Consider the following 12,721-nt stretch of genomic DNA (forward strand, 5'->3'; position numbering starts at 1 on the left):
ATCTGTCACCTCAGTTTATCAAGTTACGTTCGGCAAAGCTCGGTACGTTTACATCCATTGATTGACTATCCCTCATGCAGGCTTTCCTGAAAACAAAGGGTGAGGCGCGTGTCTCTTTCCCGCGCTTTTTATTTCGCATATGGATTAGCTTTTCGAGCAGGTCGTGACTGAGATAGCCGAATGCCAAGCGCGCCTTCATTCGATAAAGCGGCAGCCGGGTCGGGTGTGACAAGCCCTCCGGCTATCGGCGTTTGTTCAGCGATCATGCTTTTGTCAAAAAAACAGCCTATTATCCCATCATTTTGATATAGCATGTCCGGGTGCGAGGGCCGTCAAATTCGCAGAAATAAATGCCCTGCCAAGTTCCAAGAATGAGCCGGCCGTTTTCCACAATGACATGCTGTGAAGCTCCGACTGTACTCGACTTCATGTGTGCAGCTGTATTGCCCTCCATATGGCGGTCCAGCTCATGTTCCCACGGATATACCTCATCAAACCTTCTGAGCATATCTTTTTTGACGTCCGGATCGGCATTTTCATTAATTGTAATGCCCGCAGTCGTATGCGGACAGTAAATCAGCGCTGCGCCGCTCGTTATACCTGTTTCTTGAAGAAACGCTTCCACCTCCCGGGTAATATCAATCATTTCATCTCGTTTGGTTGTTTTGATTTGCAGTGTTTTCAGCATTTGTTTCTCCTTTCGTTTGTCCGCTCTCATCGCTTAATTCGTTCTGTGTTCTTTTTTTTCCTGTTAAACCGCTCTCATAAACCCGATATAACAAAAAAAACTCCAGTCTAAGGCTGGAGTTTAGCACCATAGATATATTCTTGCTTCATACGGCTTTAAGAGTGCTGATGTCATATGCTTGTGCGGCTCTGTTTCAATATTTGACAAGACGAGTGCATCTGATGCCAATGGCAATCCAGAGTGCCTGAACAACGCCGGTGTTCCTGTCAGATTGGCCGCAATCAGTGCAGTATGGCTCTCGTTTTTCCGAAGATATGCAAAGATTTGCTGATCTTCCGGTAAAATGAGCTCGTATGTCCCGTTAATAAAAACATCATATGTTTGGCGCAGCTTGATCAAGCTTTTGTAAAAATGGTAAACGGATGTTTTATCGTTTTTTTGCGCCTCGGCATTCAGCCATTTGTAATTCTCATTGATTCCGATCCACGGTTTGGCCTCAGAAAATCCGGCGTATGGACCAGCATTCCATTGCATCGGCGTTCGCGAATTGTCTCTTCCCTTTTTCCAGACAATCTTCATCACATCCTCGTGTGATGTGCCTTTCGCTGTTTTTGTTTCATACAGGCGTTTCATTGCGACATCATCATAGTCCTCAATAGAGGGAAAAGCCACGTTCGTCATCCCGAGTTCCTGTCCCTGATAAATAAACGGTGTGCCTTTCATGAGAAAATAAACAGCGGAAAGCGCTTTTGCACTTTCTTTCAGGTACACTCCGTCGTCTCCCCACACAGAAACTGAACGGGGCTGGTCGTGATTCTCCATAAACAAAGCATTCCAGCCGATCCCTTCCAGACTGTCCTGCCAGTCAGTTAAAATTCGTTTAAATGCAACGATATCAATACTTTCATTGATCTCTACATCCCACAGGCCGAGATGCTCAAATTGAAAAATCATGCTGAATATGCCGTTTTTTTCTCCAGCCCAATCAGCTGCTTCTTTTGCAGCGACGCCGTTTGCTTCACCAACTGTCATAATCGGATAGCGGGAAAATGTGTTTTCCTTCAGCTCTGTTAACAAATCCATAATGCCGTCAGCATTCATATGATAAGGAAAGGAAGGGACATAGTCCAATCCCTTTGGATTCGGCATGTCGGGAAGCCCTTCTTTTTTCTTAATATGCGTAATGGCATCCACCCGAAATCCGTCAATTCCTTTATCAAGCCACCAATTTATCATGTCATAAACGGCATTCCTCACCTGTTCATTTTCCCAATTCAAATCAGGCTGTTTTTTATCAAAAAGGTGCAGATAATACTGGCTTGTCTTTTGATCATACTCCCAAGCCGGCCCGCCGAAAATGCTTTCCCAATTGTTGGGCGCTTTTCCGTTTTTGCCGTCTTTCCAAATATACCAGTCGCGCTTTTCCGAGTGTATGGATGAACGGGATTCTATGAACCATGGATGTTCGTCGCTTGTGTGGTTCACAACGAGATCCATAATCAGCTTCATCCCCAGATCATGAATGTCACCAAGCAGTTCATCAAAATCTTCCATGGTGCCAAACTCGCTTAATATGTTTTGATAATCCCGGATATCATAGCCATTATCAGCATTCGGTGAGTCATACAGCGGGCAAATCCATATGACGTCAGCGCCCAGCTCATTTATGTAAGAAAGCTTGGATCTGATTCCTTGAATATCCCCAATTCCGTCTCCATTTGAATCTTTAAAACTGCGGGGGTAAATTTGGTAAACAACGGCTTCCTTCCACCAAGCCTTTTTCATACAGCCACTCCTTCCCAGTGTACCGGTCTTATATATCCTATGTAGAAAAAAGGCTTCACAGCATTGCTTTTTAAGAAATGACTTGATGACACAAAAAACAGCCGTTCGTTCCCCGGCTGTTTTTTATTAAAAATCAGTTTTTTTAATTTCTACAAAACGGATGTGATGATCTTCGGCGTCGAGGATTTTAAATTCACAGCCCTCCGCGTGTATCACATCTCCTGCTTTCAGCTCCATTTTTTGCGTTAGAAGCCAGCCTGCAATCGTATCAATTTCTTCATTTTCAATCGCAATGTCGAGAAGGTCATTCACTTCGTCTATTAGCGCTTTTCCATCCATCACATAATGGTGCTCGCCCTTTTTCAGGATGTGCGGTGTTTCATCCTGATCATACTCATCGCGGATTTCCCCGACGATTTCCTCTATAATATCCTCTACAGTGACAAGCCCTGCCGTTCCCCCGTATTCATCTACGAGAATCGCCATGTGAATCCGCTCCTTCTGCATGCGGATTAAAAGCTGTTGAACAGGAATACTTTCAATGACCCTGATAACGGGCCTCATGATTTGCTCCAGCTTTATCGGCTGGCCGAGAAAATAAGCTTTAAACATATCTTTGCTGTTGATGATCCCTAAAATATGATCCTTGTCATCTTTGATGACAGGGTAGCGTGTATACCGTTCATTAATGATGTGATGAATTGCCTCTTCAAGCGACTGCTCCAGAGAGATAACCGCAATTTCTGTCCGCGGAATCATAATCTCTCTCGCTACCCGGTTGTCAAATTCAAAAATCTTATTTACATAGCGGAATTCAGACTGATTGATTTCTCCCTTTTCATAGCTTTCAGAAAGGATCAGCCTTAGTTCCTCTTCGCTGATGACAACCTCATGCTCCTTTACTGAATGAAAGCCAAACAATTTCACAAGAAAGCTTGCAGAGCCGTTTAATGCTTTAATAAACGGGTACGTGATTTTATAAAACCAGATCAGCGGCTTTGCAATCCATAAGCTTACAGCTTCAGCTTTTTGAATAGAAACCGTTTTCGGGGCAAGCTCCCCCATCACCACATGCAAAAAAGTGACGATGATAAATGCAACTACAAATGTGACAATGTGGTTAAACGGTTCCGGCATGCCTGTCATTGTAAATAAGGGATGAAGAAAACGTTCAAATGTAGGTTCACCAAGCCATCCAAGGCCGAGGGCAGTAATCGTAATCCCGAGCTGGCAGGCTGATAAATACTCGTCAAGATTGGAGATGATTTTATGTGCGGCTAGCGCTCGGCTGTCACCGCTTTCGATGAGCTGATTGATTTTTGAACCTCTGATTTTGACGATCGCAAATTCCGCTGCAACGAAAACAGCCGTAATGCCAATCAAAACAAAAATGGCGATCAATTGTAAAATAAGCAAAAAAAGCCCTTACCATAAATGGTAAGGGGCCACCTCCTTAACGTTAATTCTCATCACGACCGTTTAAGAAAATCATCACAAAACGAAGTAGTTCAAACAGGGAAACCAGGGCGGCGGCCACATACGTTAAGGCAGCAGCGCTCAGCACTTTATTTACCCCATTTTCTTCATTGTTTCGGATGAATCCTTCTGACACAATAATCTGCTTGGCGCGTGAACTTGCATTGAATTCGACAGGCAATGTAATCAGCTGGAAAAAGACTGCCGCTGAAAACAGTATGATGCCAAGCCCGATCAAATTCAGGCTGCCGAGAAGCATGCCTCCTAAGAAAAGCAAAGGAGCTACACCGGATGCAAAATTCACGACTGGGAAGATTTTATGTCTCAGCACAAGCGCACCATATGACTCCTGATGCTGCAAGGCATGTCCGACTTCATGGGAAGCTACGGATATGGCGGAAATTGAGCGGCCGTAATAGACCGGCTCAGATAAACGCACCACCCGTCTTGTCGGGTCGTAATGGTCTGTTAAAGTGCCTCTTACCGGTTCGACCGGCACGTCGTAAAGACCGTTTATATCTAAAATCCGTCTTGCCGTTTCTGCCCCTGTACGTCCGCTTGAGGCTTCCACTTTTGAATATTTTTCAAAGTTGCTCTTTACTTTAAATTGTGCCCAAAACGACAATCCCAATGCGGCTATTGTTAAAAATATAAACAGCATTTTTTCATCATCCTTTTTCCATGATCATTTCTCTATTACGATTATTTTAATGAGTTTTCTTTCCCGTGTACAGAAATGCGCTTTTTCTTCCGGCTTGGAGCACACAATCCAATCAGCAAAAAGAACATGCCTGCTGAAAACAAATAACAGGCGAAACTGCCGGCCAGTTCTTTCAGAAAATAAAACCAGGAGAAGCTGCCGGAAAAGTGATTATATGAATTCAAATCGAAAATAAACAAAATCACCGCGGATGCCGCCAGCTGCGTACCGATTAAAACCACGATCGTTCTTTGAAAGATCGTCATCTTTTTCATCCTTTTTGTTTTAGTTTATGGAGAAATCCGGTTTTATATGTTTTGTACATTTTTTGAAAAACATCACCGGAAGTGGGACATACTGTTAGAAAAAAGCACGGGTGTGATGGAAGCTATGAAAGTGACGAGTGAGGAAAAGGAACAGCTGAGCACAGCAATCGACCGAATGAATGAAGGACTGGACGCGTTTATCCAGCTGTATAATGAATCGGAAATTGATGAACCGCTTATTCAGCTTGATGATGATACAGCCGAGTTAATGAAGCAGGCCCGAGATAAGTACGGCCAGGAAAAGCTAAATGAGAAATTAAATACAATTATTAAACAGATTTTATCCATCTCAGTATCTGAAGAAGGAGAAAAAGAATGAAATCAAATCGGATATTTATTTCATGGCTCAGGTGGCCGTTATTTATCCGAATCGGGGTTATTATTTTATGTCTGATTCTTTTGTTCGGCCAAATCATTTATATACTTGAGCCTAAGCAGTTCACTTCGGTATTCGAAGGCATTTGGTGGGCTGTCGTTACGGTTTCGACAGTCGGTTATGGAGACTATGTGCCGCACACGCCGCTGGGACAGGCAGCCGGAATACTGCTGATTTTGAGCGGAGCAAGCTTTGTCACAGCATATTTCGCTACGTTATCAGCGGCCGCATTCAGCAGACAGCATCGCTACATCGAAGGAAAAGTTGCTTACAAAGGCCGGGACCACATCATTCTGATCGGGTGGAATGAAAAAACAAACCGGCTTTTGAAGGACCTTCAGCTTGCCGCCCCTTCCAAAACGGTCGTACTAATCGATGAATCCTTAACAGAAGGCCCGCTTATTGAAAACGTTCATTTCATACGCGGGCACGCTGCCGATGATGGGACACTGAAACGGGCCAATATTACTGAAGCGGAATCAGTGATGATTACTGCCGATCAGTATAAAAGTGAAACTGATGCTGATATGCTGTCAGTGCTTACTCTTTTATCTGTTAAAGGGCTTAATCCCCTTGCTTACTGCATCGTCGAGATTTTGACTGACCGTTTTGTCACCAATGCGGAGCGGGCAGGTGCAAACCAAATCATCGGAACTTCAGAATTTATCAGCCGGGCGATGCTGCAGCATTACCAAGTCAAGTTACGGCCGTCTAAACAGCAGAACGGAATCAAGCTGACACTTGATCAGCATGTGGAGCTTCTTGCTGTTCCTGACGAACTAAAGGGAGCGGCTTACAAAACCTGTGTTCTCTATTTCCTTGATCACAACACAACAATTATAGGCGTACAAAAAGAGGAGGGGCCGATGATTTCCCCTCCTCTTACATACAAGGTGCTCGAAACAGATCAATTCCTTGCCATCTAGTGTAACAGAACATCCTCCAATTCTTTCACGAGAGAGGCGCCGATATCCAAAAATGCCGGATCAATTTCCGCGTCCCGCCTTTCCGGTTCGGAAAATTGATTAAACAGTGATTGGAAAGGCCCTCCCTCGGCGTGATCGTCAACATCCGCCTGAAACACCTGTCTCAGCATAAATGGCGTTCCGATCCGGACGGCCGCCCCTCGTTCATCGAGACTGCCCTGTACCGCATTGACGGGAATTCTTAAAAATAAATAGCCGTCTCTATCATCAATTTTATAATCAAAGTAGCCATGATCGTATTCCCAGCCGCCGTTTATCACATAACCGAGCGGCTTCATCACTTGTTCCAGTTCTTGAAGCAGAAAAGACTGCCCATCTATCGCGGAAGGTATTGGTATCATCAGAATGCCCCTTTTTTCACTTATCCTGTCCCGCCGAACAAGACTTCATTCAGAGGCGCCTACATGGAAATCGTTGTTTCTTTCGCGCGGCCAACAGAAAAGAAAGCGCATTCAATTAAGAAGTAAACAGCCATTGCCGCTGCAAGCCATACAGCTGAATCCCAAGACACATAAACAACCGTTGCATAGAGTCCTAATTTAGTGAAAAGAGTATGGGTTCGTTTTAAATGCAAAATCCGATGTACCGCATCGGTAAAAAGGGCAAGCGGCAAACCAATGAGAAGAAAGGCGTGGATGAAAAAATGTGACAGCGTGCCGCCAAAGCTTGAAGAAAACTCTGTATACACGGCATCAAAGGAGATAAGGAAACTTAAAATAGCTGCAGAAAAACCGGCAATGATGAGATGTTTAACCAATTGTTTCATGAACATCAGCACCTTTCTGATTTAATAAAAAGCCGACCGGCAAATGCCAGTCAGCTTTCTCACATTAATCTTCCAGACGTTTTTCAAGCTCTGCTTTTTTCTCTTCAAAGCCAGGTTTGCCGAGTAACGCAAACATATTGACTTTATACGCTTCTACACCAGGCTGGTCAAACGGATTGACGCCAAGGAGGTAACCGCTCATCGCGCAGGCTTTTTCGAAGAAATATACAAGGTATCCAAAAGTATATGCATTCAGCTCAGGAATGTTAACGATTAAGTTCGGAACATTTCCGTCTGTATGGGCAAGCATTGTACCTTGGAATGCTTTTTTGTTAACGAAATCAACAGTTTTACCGGCTAAATAGTTCAAGCCGTCAAGATCGTTATCCGCTTCCTCAATTGTCAGTTCATGTTTAGGCTTCTCTACGTTCAGGACCGTTTCGAATAAATCTCTGCGGCCTTCTTGTACATACTGGCCTAAAGAATGAAGGTCTGTTGAATAGTTCGCTGAAGAAGGATAAATGCCCTTCTCATCTTTCCCTTCGCTTTCTCCGAACAGCTGCTTCCACCATTCCGCAAAGTATTGAAGCGCCGGTTCGTAGTTGATGAGCATTTCAATTGTTTTGCCCTTATTATAAAGGACATTGCGAACAACCGCATATTGGTATGCTGGGTTATCTTCCAGTTCAGATGTTGCAAAATCTTTGCTCGCATCCAGGGCGCCTTTCATCATGTCATCAATGTTGACGCCGCTGACAGCAATCGGCAAGAGACCTACAGCTGTTAAAACTGAATAACGGCCGCCGACATCGTCAGGAATAACAAATGATTCGAAGCCTTCTTCGTTAGAAAGCGTTTTTAATGCGCCGCGCTCTTTATCAGTTGTTGCATAAATCCGCGCTTTCGCTTCTTCTTTACCGTATTTCTCTTCAAGAAGCTTGCGGAAAATACGGAAAGCGATTGCAGGTTCAGTTGTCGTACCTGATTTAGAAATCACATTAATAGAGAAGTCAACATCTTCAAGAAGATCCATGACGTCTCTCATATAAGATGAACTGATGTTGTTCCCGATAAAAATGACTTGCGGATTGCCGCGTTTTGCTTTTGGCAAAGTGTTATAAAACGCGTGATTCAGCGCTTCAATCGCTGCCCGCGCTCCAAGATAAGAACCGCCAATGCCGACAACAAGCAAGACATCAGAGTCAGATTTGATTTTTTCCGCACTTTTTTTGATGCGCGCGAATTCTTCTTTATCATAATGTTCAGGGAGGTCCACCCAGCCTAGAAAATCGCTGCCCGCGCCTGTTTTTTCATGGATATTATGGTGTGCTGTTTTTACAAAGTCCCGCAGATATGTAAGTTCATGTTCGTTGAAGAAAGTCAACGCTTTTGAGTAGTCAAAGCGTACATGCGTCATTGCTTGTCCCTCCATAACGGTATAATGTTTTCATCTTTCACTTTATATGAACTTATCTGTGAAATCAAGTCAAGAAGAAAGGGCGGAATGACTGGATTCCGCCCTTTGAGTTTATAGAGACGCGCGAAGGATGGCAAGCACGTCATCTTTGTTCAATTTTTGGAAGTTGCCGAAGCCGCCGTGTTCCATTTCCTTGGCTGCGATATCAGCAATCAGCTCAAGCTTTTCTTCTCCAATATTGTAATCAGCAAGACGAGAAGGCGCACCGAGGCTTGTCCAGAACGCAGACAGTTTATCGATTCCTTCAAGCGCAATTTCTTTATCTGTTTTGCCTTCAGTATCAATGTCAAACATGTTGAGCATGAGGTTTTTGAAGCGGCCTACATTTGTATCAAGCGTGTATCTCATCCAGTTTGGGAACAGTATTGCCAAACCGCCCGCGTGCGGAATATCATATACAGCTGAAACAGCGTGTTCCATTGTATGAGAAGCCCAGTCACCGAAGTATCCCATTTGGAGCGTGCCGTTTAAAGCAATAGTACCAGCATACAAAATCGTTTCACGAAGTTCGTAGTTTTCCAGATCTTCAAGAAGCTTAGGAGCTGTTTCGATGACCGTCTGCAAAACAGCAAAGCACATTCTATCCTGAAGCGGCGTGTTTTCAACATTGTGGAAGTATTGTTCGAATACGTGGCTCATCATGTCAACCATGCCGTATACTGTTTGATTTTCCGGAACGGTGAACGTATTTTCAGGGTCTAAAATTGAGAAACGCGGATGAGTGACATTGCTGCCCCATACAAATTTCTCGTTTGTTTCCCAGTTTGTAATCACGGAATCAGGGTTCATTTCAGAGCCTGTCGCAGCAAGCGTTAAAACAGTGCCAAACGGCAGCGCATCCTCCGCTGTTACTTTTTTGCTGAAAATATCCCAAGCGTCGCCATCGTATTTGACGCCAGCTGCGATTGCCTTTGTACAGTCAATCACACTGCCTCCGCCGACAGCAAGCAGAAAATCAATGTCATGCTCTCTGCAAAGCCCTATGCCTTTTTCCACTGTTGCAAGACGCGGGTTCGGCTCTACACCTGACAGCTCATGAACAACAGCGCCCTCTTCTTTTAAAATGCCTGTGACTTGATCATAAAGGCCGTTGCGTTTAATGCTGCCGCCCCCGTAAACAAGCAGTACATTCTTGCCGTATTGTTTGAATTCTTTTCTTAATTGATCAAGCTGACCTTTTCCAAAAATCAGCTTTGTCGGATTATAATAAGTGAAATTTTCCATAGTAAAACCTCCAAATGATGCTGGTAAAAAACAGATTTTCCATTGTAACATAAGTTGACAAAAAGAAAAAGGGAAGCAGCCAAACGGCTATTTCCCCTTTTTTATAGAGATGCTTTCAAAATTGACAGCACATCTTCTTTGTTGAGTGATTTAAATTGGCCGAATGTACCGTTAGCCATTGCCTTGTCAGCAATTGTGTCAAGCTGCTCATCATTAATATCATAATCAGCAAGACGGTTCGGAGCGCCAAGGCTTGTCCAGAATGCGGACAGCTTATCGATACCTTCAAGGGCAATTTCTTCATCCGTTTTACCTGCTTCTTCAACATCAAACACGCGAACTGCAAGCTGTTTCATGCGGGCAGGGTTTTCAGACAATGTGTGTCTCATCCAGTTCGGGAACAAAATTGCCAGTCCGCCGGCATGCGGAATATCATAAACGGCTGATACTGCATGTTCAATATTATGAGTAGCCCAATCCCCTCTTGCACCCATAGAAAGCATGCCGTTTAATGCGATTGTTCCTGTGTACAGGATCGTCTCACGAAATTCGTAATTTTCGAGATCATTAATCAGCTTAGGCGCTGTTTCAATGACTGTACGCAGAAGTGATTCACACATGCGGTCCTGATACGGCGTGTTTGATACATGATGGAAGTATTGTTCGAATACGTGGCTCATCATGTCAACCATCCCGTAGATCGTGTGGTTTTTAGGTACGGTGAATGTATTCACCGGATCAAGAATCGAAAATTTAGGGAATACGAGCGGGCTGCCCCAGCCGTATTTTTCTTTTGTTTCCCAGTTTGTAATAACAGATCCTGAGTTCATTTCTGAACCAGTCGCAGCGAGAGTCAATACCGTTCCGAATGGCAAAGCATCTTTTGGCTGGTGCTTTTTCGTAACGATATCCCACGCATCACCATCATACTTCGCTCCTGCGGCAATCGCTTTTGTACAGTCGATTACGCTTCCGCCTCCGACAGCCAGCAAGAAATCAATGTTTTGTTCTTTACAGATGGCAACACCTTTATTAACAGTCGACACACGAGGATTCGGTTCCACACCTGCTAATTCATGCACGGTCGCTCCGGCTTTATTCAGCTGTTCAATCACTTGATCATACAGGCCGCTGCGTTTAATGCTGCCGCCTCCGTACACAAGCAATACGTTTTTTCCGTAAGGTTTGAGTTCCTCCGGAAGTCTTTCCACTTCGCCGCGCCCGAAAATTAATTTGGTCGGATTCCAGTATGTAAAGTTTTGCATGACATCTCCTCCTTAGATTTTTTATTATGCAGAATGTCCTCACCACATGTAAAGCAATCAGCTCTCACCGATCAGCATACCAGATGGTTTTATTTTGCAAGATGCTGGGAAAGAAGCTGATATAAGCGAGGGCAGGCCAGCCTCATATGGAGAATGCATGTATAGATTCTCCAATATGTCACAATCTATAACTGTTTTAATAATTCATGGAGGAGGTTGCAAAACATGAGTACCATTCAAAGAATTTGTCTTGTATTAACCATCATTGGCGCCATTAACTGGGGACTGATCGGATTTTTCCAATTTGACTTAGTAGCGGCTATCTTCGGCGGCCAAGGGTCAGCTCTTTCCCGAATCATTTACGGACTTGTCGGAATCGCCGGCTTAATCAACCTCGGTCTGCTATTTAAGCCAAACGAGGAAAGATCACGTGAAGAAGCAGCAAATCCTGAAATGCGATAGGATATCAATCACGCTGAAATAGGATTTTGCATGAAATCAAAAGCACCGAACATTCCTGTCCGGTGCTTTTTTTCATGCTTATTTTTTGATAAGGTCTTTGCGGTTGGACATTTCGATCCACTCTTCAAGCTTATCTTTTAATGTGTTGAAACCTTGTGGTGTAGAAGCTTCTTCGCTTACTTGAGCAGCTTTAGGTTTTCTTGGTTTGCTTTCTTTTTTCTCAGGCGCAGCTTGTGTCGCACGAATTGAAAGGCTGATTTTGCCTTTTTCTTCATCAACAGCAAGTACTTTTACTTGTACTTCGTCGCCAACTGAAAGGTGCTCGTTGATATCTTTTACGAAACCGTGAGTCACTTCAGAAATGTGTACTAAACCTTGAGTTTCTTCATCTAATGCAACAAACGCACCATACGCTTGTAATCCTGTAACTTTACCAGTGTAAACACTGCCCACTTCAAATTTTGCTGCCATTCATAACAACTCCTAAGTTAAATTAAATATCTGTTTATACGCAATTTAAAATTATATCACACATGTCTTATTTCCGCAAAGAAAACTTTTTATTAAAAAATCAGGTTTATGCACAGCAAAAAGGGGGTAAACTGAAAATACCAAAGGCTTTCTAGTATTCCCCCCTTTTATTGGATGCGAACAAAAGGTTCGTATCTTTTTTTTATGTTGTTTTATGCAGGAAGCGTTTCATTCTGACTAACGCTTCTTGAAGCTGTTCGATCGAGGTTGCGTATGAACAGCGGATATACCCTTCACCGCTCGGACCAAACACACTTCCCGGAACAACAGCCACTTTTTCCTGCGTCAGAAGCTCTTCGGCAAACTGCTCCGAGCTCATTCCCGTGCTTTTGATGGATGGAAAAGCATAGAAAGCGCCGCCCGGATGATGACAGCTGAGGCCGATTTCATTGAGCGTTTCCACAAACAAATTCCGTCTTCTTCGGTAGCTTTTTTTCATTTTTTCTACGTCTTCCATGCCGTTCTTCAAGCCTTCAAGGGCGGCAAACTGTGCCATTGCCGGCGCGCACATCATCGCATACTGGTGAATTTTAAGCATTGCATCCCGAAGCACAGGTGGTGCTGCGGCAAAACCGAGCCTCCAGCCCGTCATCGCAAACGCTTTTGAAAAGCCTGAGATGACAACCGTCCGTTCCTTCATTCCCGGTAAAGCCGCTATG

General features: G+C 44.0%; 15 protein-coding genes and 1 pseudogene. 3 read left to right on the forward strand and 13 right to left on the reverse strand.

Features of this window, described 5'->3' with window-relative positions; translation table 11 throughout:
• Window positions 1-289: 289 nt before the first annotated feature.
• From RAC86_RS26755 to RAC86_RS26780, 6 genes are all read right to left on the reverse strand, one after another.
• Window positions 290-688, reverse strand: a complete 399-nt coding sequence (locus RAC86_RS26755; protein ID WP_003243483.1) for a secondary thiamine-phosphate synthase enzyme YjbQ — start codon at window positions 686-688, stop codon at window positions 290-292.
• On the reverse strand, window positions 648-782 hold the full coding sequence (locus tag RAC86_RS26760) for a hypothetical protein (protein WP_161476753.1): 135 nt from the start codon (window positions 780-782) through the stop codon (window positions 648-650). Before RAC86_RS26760 ends, RAC86_RS26755 begins: the two co-directional genes overlap by 41 nt.
• A gap of 26 nt (window positions 783-808) precedes the next feature.
• Window positions 809-2,473, reverse strand: coding sequence for a glycoside hydrolase family 13 protein (locus tag RAC86_RS26765; protein ID WP_377886202.1), 1,665 nt, complete (start codon window positions 2,471-2,473; stop codon window positions 809-811).
• A gap of 126 nt (window positions 2,474-2,599) precedes the next feature.
• Window positions 2,600-3,889, reverse strand: a complete 1,290-nt coding sequence (locus tag RAC86_RS26770; RefSeq protein WP_014665156.1) for a hemolysin family protein — start codon at window positions 3,887-3,889, stop codon at window positions 2,600-2,602.
• A 43-nt stretch (window positions 3,890-3,932) separates the two neighbouring features.
• Window positions 3,933-4,610, reverse strand: a complete 678-nt coding sequence (locus RAC86_RS26775) for a zinc metallopeptidase (protein WP_003228889.1) — start codon at window positions 4,608-4,610, stop codon at window positions 3,933-3,935.
• A 41-nt stretch (window positions 4,611-4,651) separates the two neighbouring features.
• On the reverse strand, window positions 4,652-4,915 hold the full coding sequence (locus RAC86_RS26780; protein WP_377886203.1) for a YuzI family membrane protein: 264 nt from the start codon (window positions 4,913-4,915) through the stop codon (window positions 4,652-4,654).
• Window positions 4,916-4,961: 46 nt separating this feature from the next.
• Here RAC86_RS26780 and mstX point away from each other — a divergent pair, with 46 nt between their 5' ends.
• The gene (mstX, locus tag RAC86_RS26785) at window positions 4,962-5,294 is read left to right on the forward strand and encodes a biofilm formation protein MstX (protein WP_021480479.1); all 333 of its coding nucleotides are present in this window, start codon (window positions 4,962-4,964) and stop codon (window positions 5,292-5,294) included.
• Window positions 5,291-6,277: a potassium channel protein KbfO gene (kbfO, locus tag RAC86_RS26790; protein ID WP_015384493.1), complete on the forward strand. Its 987-nt coding sequence runs from the start codon at window positions 5,291-5,293 to the stop codon at window positions 6,275-6,277. The genes mstX and kbfO overlap by 4 nt, the downstream gene beginning before the upstream one ends.
• On the opposite strand, the gene RAC86_RS26795 is transcribed toward kbfO, so the two are convergent.
• From RAC86_RS26795 to RAC86_RS26815, 5 genes are all read right to left on the reverse strand, one after another.
• A complete protein-coding gene (locus RAC86_RS26795) occupies window positions 6,274-6,678 on the reverse strand; it encodes a YugN-like family protein (protein ID WP_003228878.1) in 405 nt (134 codons plus the stop codon). The two genes, kbfO and RAC86_RS26795, sit on opposite strands and share 4 nt — an antisense overlap.
• Before the next feature lie 59 nt (window positions 6,679-6,737).
• Window positions 6,738-7,109, reverse strand: coding sequence for a hypothetical protein (locus RAC86_RS26800; RefSeq protein ID WP_015251349.1), 372 nt, complete (start codon window positions 7,107-7,109; stop codon window positions 6,738-6,740).
• Between the two features lie 58 nt (window positions 7,110-7,167).
• Window positions 7,168-8,520 carry a glucose-6-phosphate isomerase gene (locus RAC86_RS26805; protein ID WP_003243401.1) on the reverse strand — a complete coding sequence of 451 codons (1,353 nt, stop codon included), beginning with the start codon at window positions 8,518-8,520 and terminating at the stop codon, window positions 7,168-7,170.
• A gap of 111 nt (window positions 8,521-8,631) precedes the next feature.
• Window positions 8,632-9,804, reverse strand: a complete 1,173-nt coding sequence (locus tag RAC86_RS26810) for an iron-containing alcohol dehydrogenase (protein WP_038429527.1) — start codon at window positions 9,802-9,804, stop codon at window positions 8,632-8,634.
• A gap of 101 nt (window positions 9,805-9,905) precedes the next feature.
• Window positions 9,906-11,069, reverse strand: coding sequence for an iron-containing alcohol dehydrogenase (locus RAC86_RS26815; RefSeq protein WP_377886204.1), 1,164 nt, complete (start codon window positions 11,067-11,069; stop codon window positions 9,906-9,908).
• Window positions 11,070-11,294: 225 nt separating this feature from the next.
• Here RAC86_RS26815 and RAC86_RS26820 point away from each other — a divergent pair, with 225 nt between their 5' ends.
• Window positions 11,295-11,531 carry a DUF378 domain-containing protein gene (locus RAC86_RS26820; protein WP_003220771.1) on the forward strand — a complete coding sequence of 79 codons (237 nt, stop codon included), beginning with the start codon at window positions 11,295-11,297 and terminating at the stop codon, window positions 11,529-11,531.
• Between the two features lie 78 nt (window positions 11,532-11,609).
• Here RAC86_RS26820 and yugI read toward each other — a convergent pair whose 3' ends face one another.
• Entirely contained in the window at window positions 11,610-12,002 is a 393-nt protein-coding gene (gene yugI, locus RAC86_RS26825) for a S1 domain-containing post-transcriptional regulator GSP13 (RefSeq protein ID WP_003228864.1), read from the reverse strand.
• Between the two features lie 202 nt (window positions 12,003-12,204).
• Window positions 12,205-12,721: pseudogene (gene alaT, locus RAC86_RS26830) on the reverse strand (alanine transaminase AlaT); the annotation flags it as partial.

Source organism: Bacillus sp. LR_5, from assembly GCF_042709275.1.